The sequence below is a fragment of the Halorubrum sp. genome, assembly GCF_046498025.1.
GTDB lineage: Archaea > Halobacteriota > Halobacteria > Halobacteriales > Haloferacaceae > Halorubrum.
The window spans coordinates 48,261-68,700 of sequence record NZ_JAWOBM010000071.1; the positions used below are offsets into that span (position 1 = coordinate 48,261).

At 69.0% G+C, this 20,440-nt stretch carries 17 protein-coding genes; 4 read left to right on the forward strand and 13 right to left on the reverse strand.

The features are described 5' to 3' along the window. The first annotated feature begins 62 nt into the window (after positions 1-62). Positions 63-1,223, forward strand: coding sequence for an acyl-CoA dehydrogenase family protein (locus R6U01_RS13165; protein WP_410286915.1), 1,161 nt, complete (start codon positions 63-65; stop codon positions 1,221-1,223). A gap of 101 nt (positions 1,224-1,324) precedes the next feature. On the opposite strand, the gene R6U01_RS13170 is transcribed toward R6U01_RS13165, so the two are convergent. Continuing rightward, positions 1,325-2,575, reverse strand: a complete 1,251-nt coding sequence (locus tag R6U01_RS13170) for an MFS transporter (protein WP_410286916.1) — start codon at positions 2,573-2,575, stop codon at positions 1,325-1,327. A gap of 191 nt (positions 2,576-2,766) precedes the next feature. On the opposite strand from R6U01_RS13170, the gene R6U01_RS13175 reads away from it, so the two are divergent. Next, the gene (locus tag R6U01_RS13175; protein ID WP_410286917.1) at positions 2,767-3,552 is read left to right on the forward strand and encodes an IclR family transcriptional regulator; all 786 of its coding nucleotides are present in this window, start codon (positions 2,767-2,769) and stop codon (positions 3,550-3,552) included. Between the two features lie 701 nt (positions 3,553-4,253). Here R6U01_RS13175 and R6U01_RS13180 read toward each other — a convergent pair. Both R6U01_RS13180 and htpX read right to left on the reverse strand, forming a co-directional pair. Further along, on the reverse strand, positions 4,254-5,543 hold the full coding sequence (locus R6U01_RS13180; protein WP_410286918.1) for an MFS transporter: 1,290 nt from the start codon (positions 5,541-5,543) through the stop codon (positions 4,254-4,256). A gap of 124 nt (positions 5,544-5,667) precedes the next feature. Beyond that, positions 5,668-6,537 (reverse strand): zinc metalloprotease HtpX, encoded by an 870-nt coding sequence (gene htpX, locus R6U01_RS13185; protein WP_410286919.1) that lies wholly within the window; start codon positions 6,535-6,537, stop codon positions 5,668-5,670. A gap of 115 nt (positions 6,538-6,652) precedes the next feature. On the opposite strand from htpX, the gene R6U01_RS13190 reads away from it, so the two are divergent. Continuing rightward, on the forward strand, positions 6,653-7,576 hold the full coding sequence (locus R6U01_RS13190) for an NAD-dependent epimerase/dehydratase family protein (RefSeq protein WP_410286920.1): 924 nt from the start codon (positions 6,653-6,655) through the stop codon (positions 7,574-7,576). 379 nt (positions 7,577-7,955) lie between these two features. Here R6U01_RS13190 and flaJ read toward each other — a convergent pair whose 3' ends face one another. The 10 genes from flaJ to R6U01_RS13240 all read right to left on the reverse strand — a co-directional run bounded on the left by flaJ (position 7,956) and on the right by R6U01_RS13240 (position 19,742). Beyond that, positions 7,956-9,692 (reverse strand): archaellar assembly protein FlaJ, encoded by a 1,737-nt coding sequence (gene flaJ, locus R6U01_RS13195; protein ID WP_410286921.1) that lies wholly within the window; start codon positions 9,690-9,692, stop codon positions 7,956-7,958. 57 nt (positions 9,693-9,749) lie between these two features. Then, positions 9,750-11,423, reverse strand: a complete 1,674-nt coding sequence (locus R6U01_RS13200; protein WP_410286922.1) for a type II/IV secretion system ATPase subunit — start codon at positions 11,421-11,423, stop codon at positions 9,750-9,752. Positions 11,424-11,523: 100 nt separating this feature from the next. Then, positions 11,524-12,276, reverse strand: coding sequence for an ATPase domain-containing protein (locus R6U01_RS13205; RefSeq protein ID WP_410286923.1), 753 nt, complete (start codon positions 12,274-12,276; stop codon positions 11,524-11,526). A 1-nt stretch (position 12,277) separates the two neighbouring features. Further along, complete coding sequence (locus tag R6U01_RS13210) at positions 12,278-12,775, reverse strand: flagellar protein G (RefSeq protein ID WP_410286924.1); 498 nt, start codon at positions 12,773-12,775, stop codon at positions 12,278-12,280. After that, positions 12,776-13,246, reverse strand: coding sequence for a flagellin (locus R6U01_RS13215; RefSeq protein ID WP_410286925.1), 471 nt, complete (start codon positions 13,244-13,246; stop codon positions 12,776-12,778). It lies immediately after the preceding gene. Then, positions 13,236-14,909 carry a FlaD/FlaE family flagellar protein gene (locus R6U01_RS13220; RefSeq protein WP_410286926.1) on the reverse strand — a complete coding sequence of 558 codons (1,674 nt, stop codon included), beginning with the start codon at positions 14,907-14,909 and terminating at the stop codon, positions 13,236-13,238. The genes R6U01_RS13215 and R6U01_RS13220 overlap by 11 nt, the downstream gene beginning before the upstream one ends. 91 nt (positions 14,910-15,000) lie before the next feature. Beyond that, positions 15,001-15,624 (reverse strand): chemotaxis protein CheD, encoded by a 624-nt coding sequence (locus tag R6U01_RS13225; RefSeq protein WP_410286927.1) that lies wholly within the window; start codon positions 15,622-15,624, stop codon positions 15,001-15,003. After that, positions 15,621-16,841 carry a chemotaxis protein CheC gene (locus R6U01_RS13230; protein ID WP_410286928.1) on the reverse strand — a complete coding sequence of 407 codons (1,221 nt, stop codon included), beginning with the start codon at positions 16,839-16,841 and terminating at the stop codon, positions 15,621-15,623. The genes R6U01_RS13225 and R6U01_RS13230 overlap by 4 nt, the downstream gene beginning before the upstream one ends. Continuing rightward, positions 16,841-17,197 carry a chemotaxis protein CheY gene (gene cheY, locus R6U01_RS13235; protein ID WP_410286929.1) on the reverse strand — a complete coding sequence of 119 codons (357 nt, stop codon included), beginning with the start codon at positions 17,195-17,197 and terminating at the stop codon, positions 16,841-16,843. Before cheY ends, R6U01_RS13230 begins: the two co-directional genes overlap by 1 nt. A gap of 145 nt (positions 17,198-17,342) precedes the next feature. Further along, positions 17,343-19,742 carry a BGTF surface domain-containing protein gene (locus tag R6U01_RS13240; protein ID WP_410286930.1) on the reverse strand — a complete coding sequence of 800 codons (2,400 nt, stop codon included), beginning with the start codon at positions 19,740-19,742 and terminating at the stop codon, positions 17,343-17,345. Between the two features lie 229 nt (positions 19,743-19,971). Between R6U01_RS13240 and R6U01_RS13245 the strand changes: the two genes are divergently transcribed. Then, positions 19,972-20,439 carry a zinc-ribbon domain-containing protein gene (locus R6U01_RS13245; protein WP_410286931.1) on the forward strand — a complete coding sequence of 156 codons (468 nt, stop codon included), beginning with the start codon at positions 19,972-19,974 and terminating at the stop codon, positions 20,437-20,439. Position 20,440: the final 1 nt, after the last annotated feature.

The following is a 20,440-nucleotide window of genomic DNA, read 5'->3' on the forward strand; positions in this document are numbered from 1 at the left end:
GATTCCGGCCGCCTCCGCCGGCGAAAGTATACTTATTTATCCGTGGGATCGCAAGCGATCGTATGCTCGATTACTTCGACATGGAGTCGACCCTGTCCGAGGAGGAGCGGATGCTCGTCGACTCCGCCCGGTCGTTCATCGACGGCGAGGTCGAGGACGTGGGTCAACACTGGATAGACGGCACGTTCCCCACGGAGCTCATTCCGAAGATGGGCGAGATGGGATTCTACGCACCGAATCTCGAAGGGTACGGGCTCCCGGGCGTCAGCGAGACTGCCTACGGCCTGCTGATGCGCGAGCTGGAGGCGTGCGACTCCGGGCTCCGCTCGATGGCGAGCGTCCAGGGCGCGCTGGTGATGTACCCGATCCACGCGTTCGGCAGCGACGCGCAGAAGGAGGAGTGGCTGCCGAAGCTCGGCACCGGCGAGGCGGTCGGCTGCTTCGGGCTCACCGAGCCCGAACACGGGTCGAACCCCTCCGCGATGGAGACGCGCGCGGAGGCCGACGGCGACGGCTACGTCCTCAACGGCTCCAAGACGTGGATCACGAACTCCCCGATCTCCGACGTCGCCGTCGTCTGGGCGAAGGACCACACTGAGGACGGCACGCCCGTCCGCGGGTTCCTCGTCGAGACCGACCGCGACGGCGTCACCACCAACGAGATCAAAGAGAAGCTGAGCCTGCGCGCGTCGATCACGGGCGAGATCAGTCTCCAGAACGTCCGCGTCCCCGCCGAGAACCGCCTTCCCGGCGTCTCCGGGATGAAGGGACCGCTGTCGTGTCTGACGCAGGCCCGCTACGGCATCGCGTGGGGCGCGGTCGGGGCGGCACGGGACTGCTTCGAGGTCGCCCGGCAGTACGCCACCGACCGCGAGCAGTTCGGCAAGCCGATCGGCGGCTTTCAGCTGCAACAGGAGAAGCTCGCGGAGATGGCGACGCAGATCACGCTCGCGCAGCTGCTCGCCCACCGGCTCGCCGACCTCAAGGAGGCGGGCGAGATGCGCCCGCAGCACGTCTCGATGGCCAAGCGCACCAACGTCCGGATGGCTCGCGACCAGTCGCGGATCGCCCGCGAGATGCTCGGCGGCAACGGGATCACGGCCGACTACTCGCCGATGCGCCACATGGCGAACATGGAGACGGTGTACACCTACGAGGGCACCCACGACATCCACACCCTGATCCTCGGCGAGGACCTCACCGGGCTGCAGGCGTACCAGTAGCGTCGCCGGCGCTCTCCTTTTTTGATACCAGTTTCAGACGTGCTGACCGTCCGGCCTCCCGGATTCGTCGGAGTAGCGGCCCTCGACACCGCGGGGGCGCCCTACCCGTCCATCCGGATCGGCGGCGACGCGCTCATCAGGAGTAGACAGGCGATCCCGACGCCCGCGCCGACGATCCCGGTGCCGACGCCGACCGCGCGGACCGCCGTCTCGAACCCGAGTGGGCGGGTCGCGACCGCGACGGCGACGCCCATGACCACCGGGGTCGCCGTCGCCGCCGCGCGCCCGCTCCCCTCGCCGAGGCTCACGAGCCCGCCGCGCAGGTCCGCGGGCGGGAGCGTCGTGATGACGCTCCGGTAGATAGAGAGCACGAGCCCGAACCCGATCCCCATGAAGGCGACGCCGACGGCGGCGACCGCGAGCGACTGGGCGAGGAAGGCGAGCGCGAGGCCGGCGCCCATCGAGACGTTCGTGGCGACGAGCGGGTAGAGCCGGTCGTCGAAGACGGCCGCGACCCGGCCGGCCTGCGTCGCCGCGAGCGCGTACGTGAGACTCGCGAGCGCCGCGAGTACTCCCGCCTCCGTCGGCGTGTCGCCGAGCACGTCCACGACGAGGATCGAGTTGTACGTCAGGAAGCCGAACCACGCGACGTTCGCGGTCCCGCGAGCGACGACCATGGTCCACGCCCGGCGGTGCGCGACGAGCGCGCGCATGTCGCCGAGCTGCGCCCGGATCCCCGTCGACGAGCCCCCGTCGTCCGCCTCGTCGAGCGGCTCTTCGAAGTACGCGTAGACGACCGCCGCGACCGGGAAGGCGACGGCGTACAGCAGGAACGGGTACTGCCAGGCCATTCCGACGAGGACGCCGGCGGCCAGCGGGAACGCCGTCTGTGAGAGCCCCGACCCGGTGAACCGGAGCCCCTGTGCGGTGGCCTCTTTGGTCCCGGCGTACAGGTCGCCGAGGCTGGTGATGATGATCGGCGTGAGCGCCGCGAAGCCGATCCCCTGGAGCGCCCGCAGGGCGAGCGCCGCGCCGAAGGTGGAGACGAAGGCGATGGCGGTCCCGGTGAGGCCGAACCAGAGCAACCCGAAGATCAGCACCGGTCGCCGCCCGTACCGGTCGGAGACGACGCCCGCGATCGGGATGACGACGATGGAGGGCGCGGTGAACGCCGACATCATCAGCCCGATGTTCGCCGTCGACGCCCCCAGCGGCTCGACGAGCGAGCCGAGCACCGGCGAGAGGAGCGCGGTGCCGAGCGGCGGGAGGACGTTGATGAGCAGCAGCAGCTGGAACGGTCGCTCCCGGACGATCCCCGTGTCGGCTCCCGCAATCGACGAGAGCGATGGCACGCCTGCCCGCAGGCGGTCGCCCGAATTAAACCTACGCGTAGTGGCAGTCGCCGTGTTCCGGCGGGCCGAGCGCCGACACGCGCGGCGCCCCACTGCGCCGCGACGCATCCGCGCTCCCGACGAGCTCGCGACCGTCGCAGAGCGTTCGACATGATCGAATACTTATGTGGCTCGGGACGCGAGCGACAGTCATGAACAACCCGGAGACCGAGGTCGTGGAGGGGGACGCGGACACGGTACGGACCGCCGAAACGATGTTCGACGTCGTGCAACGGCTCGTCGAAAACGACGGCGCGTCGCTGGCCGAGCTGGCGGCCGGGCTCGACTACGCGAAGAGCACGGTCCACCGGCACCTCCACACCCTCGAGGACCTCGGCTACGTCGTCCGGCGCGACGACGGCTACCACGTGGGGCTTCGATTCCTCGAGGTCGGTGTCACCGCACGGAGCAGCTACCGCGGCTACGACCTCGTGCGCCAGAAGGTCGAGGAGATCGCGGCGGTCACCGGGGAGCGCGCGCAGTTCTTCGTCGAGGAACACGCCAAGGCGGTGTACCTCGCGCGAGCCGTCGGAGACCAAGCGGTCCGGACGGATCCCGGAATCGGCAGCCGCATCCCCCTGTACGCGGCGTCGGCGGGGAAAGCGATCCTCGCCGAGCTGTCGGACGACGAACTGTCCGATACGTTCGAACGCATGTCGTTCGATCCGGTGACGGAACAAACGATAACCGATCCGGACGAGCTCCGCGACGAGATCGCGGCGGGACGCGAGCGCGGGTACTTCTTCAACCGGGAGGAGTCCCTCCGCGGGACCCACGCCGTCGGCGTCGCGATCTGCGGTCCGGACGGCGAGGTGATCGGCGGGCTCAGCGTCACCGGCCCCTCACACCGGCTGAACGGGGAGCGACTGGAGTCCGAGCTCCCGGATCTGCTGCTCGGTGCGGCGAATGAACTCGAACTCAACATCGCACACTCCTAGCGCCGTCCGCGATCTGCCTGTTCGATCGTATCGAACGAATCGACCCGCTGTTCGATATCCGTCTACAATCCTCGTCTTAGTAAATAACACCGGTACTCTTGTTAGGGAATCGGATCACGAGCGACGGCGTCCGCCCACGAGCTCCGAGTCGATCTCTCGCAGGCCCGGCACGCGTCTCGTCGACCTAGTATAGTATATCTGACTGTTCACGCGAATGAACATATTTCTGAATTTTTGCGTTCGCTCGCGTCCACGTGTTCCCGGCGGTCGAGGCGACGTCGACGCGACGATGCCGATCCGGTGATGTGGACGCGGCGATGTCGAGTGCGGCCGGATCGCCCCCGCCCTTCCGCGGTGACGGATCGCCGACGATACGGGGGCTACTCGCACGTTTGGGCAACGAGTGAGGGTAAAAACGCGACTGCGCGACAGTGCAGGGCGCGTCGTTTCACTGAATACCTCCCCCGTCGCGGCGTTCACGGCACGCCGCTTCGCATCGCGCCGGCGATCCGCGATGTCGATCGTGTTCGAGCGGCGGCGCGAGAGGCCTTCTGACCGTTTATATAAAATATCGAGATAGTGTTTGTCACTAGTATGTGGTGAACTGCCGTTGCGCGTTATTGGTCCGCGTTACCGTTCCGCGTCGTCGTTCAGAGTTGTCGGTCGCTCCCCTGACGCGACGGCGTGGGCGCGTTCGCGATTCAGCGACCGCGCGATCGCCGCCGCTCTCGGACGGCCAGCCAGACGGCGCTACAGAACGCGAGCCCGACGGCGACCGTCGTGACGGAGAAGGCGATCCGGTAGCCGAACTCGGTGTAGACGACGGCGCCGGAGACGACGTCGCCGGTCCGGTAGCCGTCGAGCACGAGCCCCATGGCTGTCGGGAGGACCGCGCCGCCCATGAATCCGGCCCCGTTCACGGTCGCCGTGGCCACGCCGCTCGCACTCGACGGGTACCGCTCTTTGATGATCGGGAGCGCGAGCATGACGAACCCGAGGCTGAACCCGATCAGGAAGAACATCGCGCCCACGACGGCGAGCGGCGGGTCGCCGAAGACGGGGACGATCGCCAGCACGAGCGTGAACAGGCCGAGCCCGGCGATCATCGGGGTCAGGCGTCTGCTCAGGCGATCCGAGACGCGTCCCATCGCCGGTGCGCCGAGCAGCATCCCGATCGCCCCGACGAGCGCGAACGACGACGCGGTCGTCACGTCGAGCCCGTAGACGACGACCAGGTACGGGATCCCCCACAGGCCGATCACGGTGAGGATCGACCCCATCGCCGAGAAGAACACGATAGACAGCAGCCACTGGTCGACGTCGGACAGCAGCGCGCGCAGGTGACCGGCGGTCTCGTCGATCGCTATCGACGGCTGCTCCGGGACGTTCTCGATCGGGTCGAGCCCGGCGTCGCGGGGCGACCGCCGGACGAGCGCGAAGACGGCCGCGGCCGCGAGGAAGCCGGCGACCGCCAGCGCGAGCACCGTCGACCGCCAGCCGACGCGGTCGATGGCGACCGCCAGCGGCACCGTGGCGAAGATCGCGCCGAGCCCGGCGATGCCGGTCGTTACGCCCGTCATCGTCGCGAACTCGTCGACGCGAAACCAACTCGCGCAAAAGCGGAGGGTGGCGATGAAGATCACGCCGCTCCCGAGCCCGATCGCCCCGCGGAAGAGGAACGCCGTGAGGTAGCTCCCGCTGAGCGTGAAGCCGATCGCTCCGGCGCTCAACACGACCGCGCCGGCGGCGCCGACGTACCGCGCGCCGTATCGGTCCGCCAGCACGCCCGTGGGGATCTGGACGATCGCGTAGATGACGAAGAAGGAGGCGTGGAGCGTCCCGAGCTGCGCCGCCGTGATGCCGAACGCGTCGATCAGCTGCTCCGACAGCACCGCGGTCGAGAGCCGGTGCACGTTGACGAGCAGGAAGACGACCGCCAGCGACCCCCACCCGAGCCAGCGTCGCGTCGTCGGATCGCGGAGCAGACCCATGGGTGCCGTGCTCCGGCCGACGACTAAAACGGTCGCACTTCGGGATCGCGCTCGGGTTCAGATCGCGGCCGTCGATTTGAGGCGGGCGACCCCGCGGAGCGGGATCGCGGTCCGACCGTCCGGATCAGGCGGTCTCCATCTCGCGCTCGAGCTCGCGGAGCCGGTCGATCCGGTTCTCAGTCGCCGGGTGCGTCGAGGCGAGCTTGCCGATGAACCCGGACCTGATCGGGATGATGAAGAACGCGTTCATCTCCGCCTCCTGGCGGAGGTCCTCTTCCGGGACGCGGTCCATCCGGCCGTCGATCGTCATGAGCGCCGACGCGAGCGCGCCGGGCTTCCCCGTGATCAGCGCGGCCCCGCGGTCGGCGGAGTACTCGCGGTACCGCGAGAGCGCCCGTATCAGCAGGAACGACACGATCCAGACGACGATGGAGACGAGCACCGCGACGATGACGGGCGCGCCCTGTCGGTTGTTCCCGCCCAACAGCCACCCCCACCGGACGATGAAGAAGGCGATAGTCGAGAGGAACGAGGCGATGGTCATCACCATCACGTCGCGGTTCTTCACGTGCGCGAGCTCGTGGGCGAGCACGCCGTCCAGCTCGTCCTCGTCCAGCGACCGGAGCAGCGCGGTCGTCACCGCGACGGTCGCGTTCTTCTTGTTCCGGCCGGTCGCGAAGGCGTTCGGCACCTGCGTGTCGGCGACCGCGATCGTCGGCTTCGGGAGGTCGGCCTGCTGGCTCAGGCGCTCGACCCGCCGGTGGAGGTCCGGGTACTCCTCCGCGCTCACCTCGCGGGCGCCCATGCTCCGCAGGGCGAGCTTGTCGCTGAAGAAGTACTGGGCGATCGCGAACCCGCCGAGCATGATCAGCGGGAACAGGAAGTCGCCGAAGTACACGGTCAGCACACCGACGAACACGACGTAGAGGGCGAAGAGCAGGAACATCGTGAACGCCATCCGTCCACGCAGTCCCCAGTCGGTCTTCCATTCCATACCCGTATTTTACCGTTCGGTCGGTTAAAGCCTGCCGGGAATCGCGGCCGACCGCATCGGCCGCGCGGCCGCCCGACGACGGTGCGTTTTTCCCCCGCCGCGGCGACCCGTCCGCATGGAGACCGTCCTCGTCACGGGCGGCCGCGGCGCCTCCGGGCGCTGGGTCGTCGACCGACTCGCCGGCGACTACGAGGTCGTCGTCGTCGACTACGAGCACCCGAGCCTCGACGCCGACCCGGCCCCGCGCGTCTCGTTCCGCGCCGCCGACCTCGCCGACCGCGGCGAGGCGCTCGACGTCGTCCACGCGGTCGACCCCGACGCGGTGGTCCACTGGGCGGCGATCCCGGTCGCTGGCACCCACCCCGACGGCCGCGTGTTCGAGACCAACGTCCACGCGGCGAAGAACGTCCTTGACGCCGCCGGTCGCGCCGGCGCCCGGATCGTGCAGGCGTCGAGCGACGGCGCGTACGGCTTCTTCTTCGCGGAGCCGACGCCCCTTCCCGACGCGCTGCCGATCGCCGAGGACCACCCGCTCCGCCCGGAGGACCCGTACGGCCTCTCGAAGGTGACGGCGGAGGCGATCGCCGGCGCGGTCGCGCGCCGCGAGGGCGTCCCCGCGGTCTCGATCCGCCCCTCGTGGATCCAGTACCCCGGCGACTACCCGTGCCGGAGCGACGGGTACGTCGGCGACCTCGACGCCGGCGCCGGCAACTTCTGGTCGTACGTCGACGCCCGCGACGTCGCCGACCTCGTCGCCGCCGCGCTCGCGGAGACGGCGGGGTCGGACCCGGCCGCCGCTCCCGGCACGCACGAGGCCGTCAACTGCGTCGCGGCCGACAACGCGCTCGGTCGCCCCCTGCTCGACCTCCTCCGGCAGTCGTACGGCGCGGTCCCCGACGACTGCGCGGTCGCCGAGGGCGACGACCGGACCGCCTACGGGATCGCGAAGGCCGAACGGCTGTTCGGGTGGAAACCGAGCCGGTCGTGGCGGGAGGCGGCCGGTGAGGACGTCCCCGAGCCGACGCTGCTCGAGGGGTAGATCGCAAAAAAGCCATTATAAACAGGTCGTGCGGTGGCGCGCGCCTCCGAGCGCCCGGAGGGCGCGAAGGAGCGCGTGCGAGGGCTCGGTCGCCCGAGCGAAGCGATGGGCGACCGATGAGGCTGGGGAGGCATGAGGTGCGGGGCGGTGCTGTGCTGGGCGGGACTCAAAGGGGCAGTCGCGAGGACGAAGCACGGCGACGGTAGCACCGCAGCGAACGAAGTGAGCGAGGAGCACACCGAGCCGCGCGAGTCGTCGCGACTGGGGCTTTGGCGGTGTTTGCCGTCGATCTGCGGTCAACAATTTATAAGCGAGCGACTGGGGCTTTGGCGGTGTTCGCCGTCGATCTGCGGTCAAGGATTTATAAGCGATTCACTTCCTAAATCGTCAAGATCGCGTTCACCAGCGTCCGGGTCGCGATCGCCGTCGCCGCGCCGAGCCACGTCAGGAGGACGAAGTGGATGTACCCGTTCGCGGGGTTGCCGCCGTCGATCCGCCGGATCATCTGCGAGGAGAGGGCCGCGTTGAACAGGACGACCGTCAGGAGCAGGTACTCGATCAGCGGGATGTCGTACGCGCCGGGGTAGACGATCTGGCCGATGTCCATCTGGTCGAGTTCGAAGTCGGCCGTGAGGTCGGCGAGGATCGCGACGATCTCCAACCCGATGAAGAAGGCGAACGTCGCCGCCGCCGTGATCCCGTACAGCAGTCCGATGAACGTCATCGCCGCCTGTCGCCGCTGCTCGCGAAGCTGGTTCACGGCGTTCATGTTCTTCGAGATCAGCTCGCCGAGCTGCTTCGGGTCCCCGCCCATCTGCCGACCGACGAGGTACATCTCGGAGAACTTCTGGATGAGGTACGACCGCGTGTCGTACGTGAACTGCTCCCACGCCCCTTGGGTGCTGATCCGCATGTTCAGCCGGCGGTAGAGGCGGTCGATGGCGGGAGAGAGGTCGCCGAAGTTCTTCTCGCGCAGCGTGGTCAACACGTCGGTGGTCGTCGACTGCTTGGCGCTCTCTGTGGCGCCGAGCGCCCGCACGAACGAGGGGAACTCGCCGTCGCGGGCCGTGATCTGCTGTTCCTCCCGTCTGAGGACGACGCCGGTGATGACCAGCGGCGAGATGGGCACCGCGAGGTACAGCGGGAGCCGGACGTCGTCGACGAACCAGAGCAGCCCGGGGAGCCCGGGGCCGTAGCCGAACATCCCGGCCGCGGTGATCCCGATGACCACGAAGGAGAGCCCGCCGCCGATACCGAGCGAGGCCCACAGCCGCAGGTCGCCCGGCGCGCGCTCGTCCGGGTGGAACCAGATCGGGTCGTACGGCGACGTCGCCCGGATCATCGCGTAGAAGCCGAGCTGGACGAAGACGAAGAGGACGATGACGGCCGCCACTGTCGCGGTCGGGTCGTTGCCGGTGAGGATCGGGAGAACGATGGCGAACACCAGCGCGAACGTCATCGAGAGGATCATCGACATGTACAGGTCCTTCATCACCTCCAAGTTCGCGAGCGAGGACTCGTACACCGTCTCGTACTTGGCGAGCATGACGTCCTGCTCTGAGACGAGGAACTCCTCTAACGACTGGCCCGCCCCCATCGTGTAGCCGAGCCGGTCGAAGAAGTCGGCCATCGCGTCCGAGGGGACCTCCTCGGCGCGCCGCCGACACGCGTCGTCGAGGCTCTGGTTCCACGTGTCGACGAGGTGGACGACGCGAGCGATCTCCTCGGCGGCGACCCCGTACTCCGCCTCGTTCGCCAGCGTCCGAAACACCTCCATGCGGTCGATGTTCGTCGTCGACAGCACGGTCATGTGCGTCATCACGAGGTGGAGCTGGTTGTCGATCTGGTTCTCTAAGCTGGAGAGGTAGATCTTCGGGTAGATGACCGCCGCCACCAGCACGAGTCCGCCGAACATCGGGACGGGGACCCGCGCCGCGAACGGCAGCGGGAGGACGAACAGGCCGACGACGCTCGCGGCGAACACGAGCACCGCCGGGACCAGCACGAGCCCGACGTACTTCCGCTTCGAGATGTCGAGCTTGTCGTACGACTCCACGACGGCCGAAGTCAACTCGGCCGCGGTCGCGAGCCCGTTGCCGACCTGTTTCACCCCCATGTCACTCCCCGGCCCCGTTCGCTGCGTCGCTCCGGTCGGGATCGCTCATCTTCCGGATCACCTGACGTTCCGGTGCATGTCGAAGGGGAGCCCCTCGACGCCGTCGCGCTGGAAGGAGTTGATCGCGTCGTTCACCTCGTGGTAGCCCAAGATCCCCTCCTGGATCATCCGGTTTATCAGCTCCGCGCGGAACTCGAGGTCGTCGTAGATGTCGCGGGTGTCGGCGTAGCCGAGCAGCGTCGCGATCTGGTCTTCTAACACGTAGGAGTTGTTCATCCCCTGGAAGACGATCTCGTCTTCGACGGGGTCCCAGCTGAACACCTCGCGGGTGACGACCCCCTCCATCTCCTTGGAGTATCCTTCGATCTCCTGGACGCTCGTCACCCGTCTCAACACTTGGTCGCCCTGTTTCACCCGGTTCTGGAACAGCGCCACGTCGGCGTTGTCCATGAACGTCTCCGGGACGTTGATCGGCTCGGAGGTGAACCGCTGGATCATCGAGACGATGTCGGACGCGTGGAAGGTCAGCATGACCGGGTGGCCGGTCTGGGCCGCCTGGAACGCCATCCGTCCCTCGGCGCCGCGGACCTCGCCCACGATGATGTAGTCGGGACGCGACCGGAGCGCGGCGGCGACCAGGTCGAACATGTCGACGTCGGAGCTCCCCTCGCCGCCCCCCTCGCGGGTCAACAGCTGCTGCCAGGTGCTGTGCGGCGGGATGACCTCCGCGGTGTCCTCCGCCGTGTATATCTTCGAGTCGTCGGGGATGTACGACAGGATCGCGTTCAGCGTCGTCGTCTTCCCGGACGCCGTCTCGCCGACGACGAACACCGTCTGCTCGTTCTCTAAGCAGAGCCAGAGGTACGCCGCGAGCTCCGGCGACAGCGTCCCCCAGTTGGTGATCTGGTTGATCGACAGCGGCACCTCCTCGCCCTGCCGGATCGTGAGGGAAGAGCCCTTCAGCGAGACGTCGTCGGAGTAGATGATGTTGATACGCGACCCGTCCGGCAGCGTCGAGTCGACGATCGGGTCGGAGTCGGAGAGCGGGTCGCCGATCCGCTCGCCCATGTTGCGCAGCCAGTTGTCGAACTCCTGTGGCGTCCCGAAGTCGACGGTCGTCTCCAACATGCCGAACGTCCCGTGGTCGACGTGACACTCCTTGGGCCCGATGACGTGAACGTCCTCGTTGGCTGGGTCGCGCATCACCGGCTCGAGCGGCCCCAGTCCGACGATGTCGCGGTTGAGCCGGTAGCGGATGTTCTCGTAGGTCTCCGCCGTGACGGAGAGCTTCCCGAAGTGTCGGACCTTCGAGACGCCCCGGCGCCAGCCGGTGGTCCCGTCGTCGACGTGGGTCACCTCCTCTAACAGCTCCTCGATGAGATCGTCGTACTCCGCCTCGGAGTCGGGCGCGCTGTGCTGGCCGCTCACGGCGAGCAGCCGGTTTTTCACCTTGTTGAGGATCTCGGCCTGCGGCCCGGACACCTCCGGCTCGATGGCGTAGTACTTTGTGTCCTGCCCGAGGTCGCCGTAGATGTGGCTGTAGATCGGCCCGCCGACGGGGTAGATGACGTTCGGGCGGTTCGACTCGTATTCGTCTTTCGGCTCCTCGATGAACTGCGGAAACTCCCCCGTGATCTGTTTGAACTCCCGGAGGTGTTCCCGGAGATGCGGCCGCCGCATGGCGGCCTTCCGGAGCTCTTCCGACGGCTTCGCGGTCCCGTGTTCGGTCATGGTCTCCTCCGATCCGTCGTCTTTCGCGTCCCGCCCGCGCGGGACGACGGTTCCGTCGCGGGGAGTCCACGCGGTCGTTCCCTCGCGAGGGTCGGCGTCATCACGCGACGCTGCGGCTCTCGATGACGATCCCGGTGCCCGACCGGACCGAGAACCCGATCGTGTCCCCGACCTGTTCGCCCATCCCCGCGAAGCGCTTCACGTTTATCTGCCGCCGGATGTCGTTGCCGACCTCGATCATCTCCAGTTCGAGGAACACGTCGGCGATCGACCGGAACGGGCCGATGGCCTCGTCGTCGACCGCAGAGGGGTCGACGGTGAGCACGACGACCTTCCCCCGGGAGATGATCTCGCGGAAGAAGGAGATGATCTCGAGGGCGGCCTGCCGCTCCTCGTTCTTGCGGACGAGCGCCTCGAACGTCGGGTCGTTCCGGAAGATGGCGTCGAACGTATCGAGGAAGACCACGTCGGAGTTCCACATCGCCTCCGCGTTCATCAGCCGCTTGAGCAGTTCCTTCCGCTCCCCGTCGCCGTCGGAGAACGCGCCGCCGGAGTCGAAGTCGGCGTGGAGGAAGAGCAGTTCCTCGTTCAACAGCGGTTTCACCGTGTCGTACTCCAGCGAGTGCATCTGGTCGATGAACCCCCGGACGGTGAGCTCCGTCGACAGCATCGTGACGGACGCGCCCTCTTCAACGAGCCCGTAGGCGAACCGCTGAGAGATGGCGCTCTTGCCGGCGCCGTAGTCGCCCTCCATGAGGACGATGCTGCCCCGGGGGATCCCGCCGCCGAGCTCCTTGTTCAGCCGGTCGCGCTCGCCGAGTCCGATGGAGAGCAGGTTGTCGGCGCGGGGCACGTCAGTCGGCCTCCGTGCGGAACTGGAACAGCTCCTCGTCGCCGTTCACCGTGAGGTACACCCGGTGGTCCGTCCCCGGTTCGAGCCCGTCGTCCGTCCCGTCCAACTGCGTGACGTCGATCGTGAGCCGCAAGACGTCGCCGCGGCTCCACGCGGCGCCCGAGCCGGCGGAGACGAGCTCGCCTTCCGTCGCGCTCGGCGGGACGTAGCTCCCGTCGAAGACGACCTCGACCCCCGAGCCGTCGGGGTCGAGCCGCTGTGTCCCGGTGTTCTTTATCAACAGCGTCACGTTCTCCTCCCCGCTCTCGTTGTACACCCCGGCGCTCGCGTCGGAGACGATCGTCACGTCCGTCCGGAGCTGCTCGGTCGCGTCGATCCCGGCGTCCTCGACGGCCGCGCTCACGCGGTCGACGCCCGTCGTGATCGTGCCGACGACGCCCGCGGCGATCACGAGACTCGCGATGAACAGGATCAGGTGCGAGACCGGAACGCTGGCCATCTACGCGCTCACCTCCGTGACGGTCGCCGCGTCGCGCACGCCGGACTCGACCACGAGGACGACGCGGGTCTCGCCCGCGACCACGTCGGTCGAGAGGTCCGCCTCGTTCACGCGTACCGTCAGCGTCTCGCCGCCGAGCCAGAGCTCGGTGTCGGCGTCGCCGTCGACGGTCGTCGTCGCGTTCGACCCGCCGACGTCGACGTACTCGTTGCCGACGACGAGCGTCGCGTCGCTCGCGACGAGCCCGACCGAGCCGTCGTTGGTGGCGTTGATCGTCACCGTCCCGTCGTCGTAGGTCGCGTTCGTCACGGCGAAGTCGGTGTTCTGCCGCTCCAGCGAGCGCTCCTGGATCCCCTCCTGCGCGTCGGTGACGCGGTCGAAGCCGTTGGCCGCGACGGGGTAGAAGGCGGTGAACGCGAAGAACAGCCCCGCGACGATGATGGCCGTCGACGCGGAGACGCTAACGCCCATCTCCCCACCCTCCGTCGGCCGGGTCGGCGCGGTCGGAACGCGGGGTCGGGTCGTCCATGGGTCGCGGGGAGCCGCCGTTCCGATCGCGTCCCTCGGGTCGGTTGTCGTCACGGTTCGTCCGGTCGTCGGCGCGCTCCGTCCGGTCGCGCCCCCGGCCCCGGCCGACCGGTGAGGGGTCGCCGCCGACCAGCGAGCCGCCGGCGAGGTCGTCCCACCGGTCGAGCAGCAGCAGGTGGCCGCTCGTCCCGTTGAGCTGCGTCACGTATCGGAGGCTGCGCGTGTGGTGCTCCCGGACCAGCCGGTCGGTCCCCGGCCGGTCCACGAGGTTGCGGTCGATCGTGCCGAACCCGGAGAGGAAGTCGCGGAGCCGCCCCGCGGCCTCCGGTCCGACCCACTCGATGCGCTCGTAGTAGTTGATCGCCCGCACCGCGTCGGTGACGTCGCTCTCCGAGACCAGGAACTCCAGCCACTCCATCACGAGCAGGTCGCCGACGTAGTTTCCGGGGAGCTCCGTGAGGTACGGCTTCCCGCGTCCGCCGGAGAGATCGTCCTCGCCGACGTACTCGAAGCCGTCGCCGTTCGCCTCGGACGGATCGCCGCCGGGCCGCGAGCCGCGCGTGCGGTCGGTCGTCGGCTCCGGATCGGGCTCGGGACCGTTCGTCGCGGAGTCGGCGTCGGCGGTCGGCTCCTCGTCGAACGACTCGACGCCCTCGCCGAGGCCGTCGTCGAACGGGTCCGTCTCGTCGCCGAAGTCGGCGTCGAACGAGTCCCCGTCATCGAACGAGTCGGTCCCGTCGTCGAAGGGGTCCTCGTCGGCGGGGGCGTCCGCGTCGTCTCCGCCCTCGTCGGCCCAGTCGGCCTCCCCGGCGTCGTACTCCTCTTTCAGTTCGCTGAAGCTCTTTCCGTCGTCGTTCATGTCGTCTCTGTCGTCCGCCACCGCGGTCTCGGACGGGGCGTCGGCGGAGTCGCCGTCGTCCGTGTGGTCGTCGTCCGGTTCCCCGCTCAATTCGTCGAACTCGTCGGCCCCGTCGTCGAACTCCTCGTCGAGCACGCCGTCGTCGAAGAACCCGTCGGCGTCCGCGTTCGCGATGTCCTCGTCGAGCGCGTCGGCCTCGTCACCCGCCTCGTCGTCGTCGAAGAGCCCGAACGACCCCTCGCCGCCGCCGCTGATGCTGTCGAAGCCGCTCGACTCGTCGACGAACGGGTTGATCCCCCGGGTGACCATCTCGTAGATGTCGAGCAGGTTCCTGACGTCCTCCTCGATGTCGTCGACCGCGGCCGAGATCTCCTCGTTCTCCGAGCGGACGGTGGACACCGTCGAGGAGAGCGAGGCGACCTCGTTCTCGAGGTCGTCGAGCCGCTTTTCCAGCTCGTCGGTGGCGGCGCCGGCGCCGCCGCCGTCGTCGAAGCCGTCGTCCCACTCGTCCATCCCGTCGAAGTCGTCGAAACCGTCGCCGCCGCCCATGCCGCCGCTACCGCCGCCCATGCCACCGCCCATCCCTCCGCCGCCGAACGGATCGTCGCCGCCGCCCATGCTCCCGGAGTCGTCGTCGGAGCCGTCGTCGTCGAGGAAGCGATCGAGGACGCTCGCACCGACGATCCCCAGCGTGGCGACCGTCCAGATGACCGTCGGAGCTCCCCACACCGGTAGTTCGAGGCCCATTATCGAGTACCACCCCCAGAACGCACTTCAATTCACCCCTCAAAATATCAACAGTGAGAAAACACGGCACAGCGCGTCGATCACCTCCCGTTCACAGGGTCCGCTCGAACCCGTCCGCGGCGCGGACGACGAGTCCGCCGCCCGCCTCGAACCGAACCGTGCGACCGACGCCGTCGCCGACGTCGCTGGCGACGACGGGGACCCCGGCCGCCGCGAGGCACCGCTCGGCCCGCTCGACGTTGCGCGGCCCGACGGCGTCGGTGAGATCCAGCATCTCCGCGCCGCCGGCGACGCGAGCCTCCAGCCGGTCGGGCGCGGCACCGACACCGACGAGTTCGTCGATGAGCCCGTGGATGCCGCTGTCGACGTACTTCCCCCGGCGGGCGGCCGCCGTGCGTGCCTCGTCGCTCGCGGGCAGCATCGCGTGCAGGAGGCCGCGCACCCCCGTCCGTTCGTCGACGAGCGCGACCGCAACGCAGGAACCGAGTCCGCTCGTCGTCAGCGTCTCCCCCTCGGTGGCGACGGCGAGCTCGCCCACGCCGACCCTGACCCGGCGCTCGCCGTCGCCGCCGCCGGCGTCGTCGCGTTCCTCGCCGGGCTCGTTGCCGCCGTCACCGGGCTCGTTGCCGCCGTCGCCGGGCTCGTTGCCGCCGTCGCCGTCCCTCCCGTCGCGGTCCCGCGGCCCCGAATCGCGGGACGACGAGGAGTGGATCACGTCTCCGGGAGTCGGTCGAGGGCCCGTGCCAGCTCTCGTTCGTCCGGGAGCGCGTACACGTCGCACCGGGCCTGCACGCCTTCCGTCCGGATCGCGGCGTCGATCACGAACCCGTAGTCCTGCCGGCGGCTCAGCCTGGCGACCAGCGGGCTGATCGTCGCCGAGCCGATGTCGTGGACGAACTCCGGGGGCGAGTGGCTGATCGACGTGTCGAGCACGTTCGCCCAGCCGTCGATGAATCCGCTCGTCATCACGTTGCCCAGCTCGCAGAGCGCGTTCTCCGCCATCCCGCCGAGCGGCTCGTCCGGCTCGCTCGGGAGCATCGCGGCCGCGATCGCCGCCGCCGACGCCTCCCCGAAGAGGATCGCGAGGTAGCCGCTCGGCTCTCCCCGGAGCTCGAAGACGGTCCCGGCGTGCGGCTCGACGCCGACCTCAGCGGGGACGTCGGCGAGGGGAACGAATCGCAGCCGGCTCACGTCGACGGTCGTCTCGAGGCCGGTCATCATCGCGATGTTGTCCGCGGCGTTCGCCGAGCCGCGCTTCGCCAGCGACGCGAACGTCGACAGCGACTCGTACGGGACCGCGGTGCCGCCGGTCTCGCCGGCGACTCCGTCTCCGCTCTCCCCGCCTCCAGCCGCCTCGGCGCCCGCGGCCGCGGCCGGCGCCGTCTTCCCGACGATGAGGTCGCGGAAGGGGCCGGAGTCGGGCAGCATGTAGATGGAGAAGTCGAGGTCGGTCGTCGTCGCGTCCAGCCGGCTCTCGAAGAGGAATACCCCGTCGCCGGCGAGCGCCCCGTCCGGAAGGACGGCGGCGCCGTCGGCCTCGAAGTAGCGCGGCGGGGTCATGTCGATCGCCTTCCCGAGGTAGTTCGCCCAGCCGTTGAGGAAGCCGCCGAGCGCGATGTTCCCGACCTCGGTCACCGCGCTGCGGCCCACCGACGCGCCGCCGGGAAGCAGCGAGAGCAGGACGTCGACGTTGGCGGCGTCGAACGCGAGCACCGCCTCGCCGTCCAGTCCTCCGCGGAGCCCGACGCGCACGCCGATCGACTCGCGCCCCGCGAACGCCTCGGCGAGGTCCTCGCCGCTGGCGACGCTCGCGCCCGTGACCTCTACCGCGAGGTCGGCGCCCGTGAGGTCGCCGAGCGCCCCGGCGGCCTGCTCGGCCCCGCGCTCCGCCAGCCGGTTGCACGCGCCGAGCGCCCGGACGTCGACCCGCATTATACCGCCGATCCGATGGCGTCGAGCACGTTCGGCTTCTGGAACGGCTTCGTGATGTACCCCTCCGCGCCGGCCTTGATAGCGGCCTTCATCTTCTCCTCCTGGCCGACGCTGGTGCACATGATCACCGTCGCCTCCGGGTTGTCGTCTACGATCTCCGTCGTCGCCTCTATCCCGTCGCGGATCGGCATCACGATGTCCATCATCACGAGGTCGGGACCGTGTTCCTCGTACATGTTGACCGCCTCCACGCCGTTCTCGGCCTCGCCGACGATCTCGAATTCCCCTTCGAGGATCTCCCGGAGGAGGTTCCGCATGAACTCGGAGTCGTCTGCGATAAGCACGCGCGTTGCCATGAGTTGTCTGGAAGCGGGTGCAGCGCTCACTTAACGACTCCCCCGCGGTTCTCAGCGCTGAGAACCGACGCCGCAGTCGGGCGAAACGACGGTCGCTGAGGCGCCTCTGAGCGACGCGCTCAGATCCAGTGGCCGAGGGTGTCCATCAGATCCAGTGGCCGAGGATGTACGTCGCGCCGACCAGGACCGTCCCGCCGACCGTTTCGCGCGTTCCCACCCCGAACGGGAGGAGCGTCCCCGGCACCTCGTCGGGACTCTCTCCGTCCGGTTTCTCGCCACCGTCGACGCCTTCGGGGGACTCCTCCTCGTCCGAATCGTCTCGTGACGACTCGTTGCCGTCGGGAGCGTCCGACTCGTCTTCGGCGTGGTCTCCCTCCGTCTCGTCGGTCGAGTTCCGGGTGTCGGCGTCGCTCTCGTCGACCCGCGTCACCGCAGGGTCCGCCTCCACGATCAGCGTCCCGTTCACCTCGTCTCCGTCGATTCTGAGGGTGTACGGGTACTCGCCCGGCTCCACGTCCGCGTCGACCCCTCCGAACGTCTCGTTCTCCTTTGCCCCCGGCGCGACGGTGACGTGCCGCTCGTTGAGGATCGCCCCGTCGTCGACGTCGAGCGTCAGTCGGTCTCGATTCCGCAACTGCCCGACGTTGCGCACCGTCGCAGAGAGGTTCGCCAGCGACTCGTCGCGGGTCACCGTCAGATTCGTCGTCGTTCCGTTCGCCAGCCGCAGCCGGTCGGGGTTCGTGGCGTTCTCGACGAGGAGGACCTCCCGGCTTTCCTGCAGCGACTGCCCCCGGTAGAGCCGATAGCTCGCCCTGGTTCCGGACGCCGCGTCGGCGAGCCCGGTGTCGACGGAGAAGTTCCCGTCGGCGATCGACAGCTCGGACTCGGTCCGGTTCGGCGTCTCGTCGGTGTCGCGAACGATCGTCGCCGACAGATCCGTCCTGGGCAGCACCGACGTCGTTCCGGCGATTGTCCCGTTGTCGGCCTCGACGAGGAGCGTGCCGTCGTCGGTGACGTCGTCGTACCGGAGGTACCGTTCCCGGACGCTGAACGACGCCTCGGCGCTGACCCGACCGTCTGCGGTCCCGTGGTACGGGTACTGCTGTGAGAGCCCGTCGTCGGTCGCCGATTCCGCGTCGAACGGCGCCGGAGGCTCGTGACCGTCGCGGAACGCGTACCGGTCGCCCTCGGTCCCCTCCAGGGCGAACTCGACCGAGTACTGATCGCCCGGGTCGGGACCGTCGGTGAACGGGCCGCCGTCGCTCGTGTCTATCGCGAGGTAGAACCGGCTCGGTCCCACGTCGCTGTCCCCGCGTTCGAGTTCGGTCCCCTCCGCGAGAAACAGGGTGACGTCCTCCGGGTCGGCGTCCGCGAGGTCGAGTTCCGTGCGGCGCTCGTTCCGACCGGGGTTCGTCTGCCGGACCCGCAGCGAGACGCCCTCATCGGCCTCGAGGAGGTCGACGAGGACGCCGTGGTCGACCGTCGTCCCGGCCTCGAGCGGCTCTCCCGTCCGTTCCTCGGCGAAGTGCGACAGGGCCCCCCAGATCCCGGTCGCTTCGAAGCCGAGCACGACGCGGTCGCCCTTCGTCACCGCCGTGCGGTCGACCCCGTTCTCCCTGAGGGCGCCGAGCGACTCGGTCTCCTCTCGCTCACCGTCGGCGATCACGTCGGCGTCCGCGGTCGTGAACGCCTCGATCCCGTCGTGGAACGCCGGTTCCCGGAGCACGAGATCGGACTCCGCGGCCACCTCGACCGGGTCCACCGCACCGGAGTCCCGGACGACGAACGTCCCGTTGGTGATCGCGAGCCGGTACCGCTCGGGGACGAGGGGCCGTGCGAGGCCGCCCGCACCGGTCGCGCCGGAGAACTCCGCGCGGAGCTCCGAGAGGTTCTCGGCGACCACGTCGCCGTCCTCGTCCGTGAACTCGAGGTCGCAGGTCACGTTCGACGCGCTACAGCTGTCAACGTCGCTCTCGTTCGTCCCGATGAGCCGCGTGTTGACCGTCGTCGTCTTGCCGCTCACTCGAAGCACGTCGACGAAGCCGACCGTTCCGCCGTCGTCGGTGAGACGGTTGCCACCGACCAGTAGGTACGCCGTGTCGTCCCCGGGAGCGTCGACGGCGTGCCTGATCGCAATCGGCTCCCCCGCCGTCCCGGTGTACGTCGACCTGCTGAACGACCCGTCGATCTCTCGGCGGGTGGCGTCGTCCGATCCTCCCGTTCCGTCGGTCGCGACCGCCGCGGAGATCTCGGTGTCGTCGACCGGCGCCGCGTCCGCGGCGTCGAGCGCCGCTTCGTTCCCTCCCCCGACCGTCGCCGCGGCGGGACCGGCGGCCGCGGCGCCGAAAAGCGAGAGGAACACCGCGAGGGCGACCAGCACGACCCGAAGGGCCGACAGGCGGGAGCGCGACGGACCGTTCTCGTCCCCGTTCTCCGGACCTCCCCGACCGCGTCCCTCGCGGGCGTCCGCCCGCCCGCTGTGACGATCTGCGGTCGTCGTCCGGTCGGACCGATTCGCGCCGCCCGGTGGAACTCTGGAGGTCATCGTGGTGTCGATTTCGTCGTAACGGGCCCGCGCCGCGCGAACGGCCCACCGTGGGTTGCTACACGGTCGGGATCTCAGCGACTAAAGCGTACCCTCCCGATTATCGCCTCGGAGAACCGGCGCCGGCAGCTGCGGCGCGACTCGGTGCAAATCGACGGACTGCGACCCGATCGCTCCACCGACGGAGCCCCGAAGAGTTAAGACCGACCGCGGTCCGGTTTCGATGAGGATGAAGACCTGTCCCCGGTGTGAGTCGTCGATCGACGACGAGGCCCGCTACTGCAGCAACTGTGGCGCCCCTCAGACCGAGCCGGCGGCCGAGGAGTTCGACGAGTACGTGCAGCGACAGGCCCGGCAGGTGGCCACCGAGTCGGGCGCGACCGGAGACGGAGTCGGCGACGGCCCCGCTCGTGGCGACGGCGGCGAATCCGGTTTCGCGCCGGCGGCGGAGCTCACCGACCGGCAGCAGCTCTGGCGGCGCGGCTGCTACGTCGCCGGGTACGGCACGACCGTCGTCGCGCTCACGCTGGTTCCGCAGATCGGCGCCTTCCTCCTGATACTCGGCGGGATCGCGATCCTCCCACCGGTCCGCCGCCTGACGGCGGAGCCCCTCGGACGTCCGCTGAAGCGCGAGGTGATGGCGGGCCTGTACGCCATATTCGTGCTCCTCGGCGCGGCGCTGCTCGTCCTCTTGTAAC

Bases quoted from the DNA above. Each gene is read 5' to 3' on its own strand.
- R6U01_RS13165 (WP_410286915.1), top strand. From the start codon at position 63: ATGCTCGATTACTTCGACATGGAGTCGACCCTGTCCGAGGAGGAGCGG.
- R6U01_RS13175 (WP_410286917.1), top strand. From the start codon at position 2,767: ATGAACAACCCGGAGACCGAGGTCGTGGAGGGGGACGCGGACACGGTA.
- R6U01_RS13180 (WP_410286918.1), bottom strand. From the start codon at position 5,543: ATGGGTCTGCTCCGCGATCCGACGACGCGACGCTGGCTCGGGTGGGGG.
- htpX (WP_410286919.1), bottom strand. From the start codon at position 6,537: ATGGAATGGAAGACCGACTGGGGACTGCGTGGACGGATGGCGTTCACG.
- R6U01_RS13190 (WP_410286920.1), top strand. From the start codon at position 6,653: ATGGAGACCGTCCTCGTCACGGGCGGCCGCGGCGCCTCCGGGCGCTGG.
- flaJ (WP_410286921.1), bottom strand. From the start codon at position 9,692: ATGGGGGTGAAACAGGTCGGCAACGGGCTCGCGACCGCGGCCGAGTTG.
- R6U01_RS13200 (WP_410286922.1), bottom strand. From the start codon at position 11,423: ATGACCGAACACGGGACCGCGAAGCCGTCGGAAGAGCTCCGGAAGGCC.
- R6U01_RS13210 (WP_410286924.1), bottom strand. From the start codon at position 12,775: ATGGCCAGCGTTCCGGTCTCGCACCTGATCCTGTTCATCGCGAGTCTC.
- R6U01_RS13215 (WP_410286925.1), bottom strand. From the start codon at position 13,246: ATGGGCGTTAGCGTCTCCGCGTCGACGGCCATCATCGTCGCGGGGCTG.
- R6U01_RS13220 (WP_410286926.1), bottom strand. From the start codon at position 14,909: ATGGGCCTCGAACTACCGGTGTGGGGAGCTCCGACGGTCATCTGGACG.
- R6U01_RS13230 (WP_410286928.1), bottom strand. From the start codon at position 16,841: ATGCGGGTCGACGTCCGGGCGCTCGGCGCGTGCAACCGGCTGGCGGAG.
- cheY (WP_410286929.1), bottom strand. From the start codon at position 17,197: ATGGCAACGCGCGTGCTTATCGCAGACGACTCCGAGTTCATGCGGAAC.
- R6U01_RS13240 (WP_410286930.1), bottom strand. From the start codon at position 19,742: ATGACCTCCAGAGTTCCACCGGGCGGCGCGAATCGGTCCGACCGGACG.
- R6U01_RS13245 (WP_410286931.1), top strand. From the start codon at position 19,972: ATGAAGACCTGTCCCCGGTGTGAGTCGTCGATCGACGACGAGGCCCGC.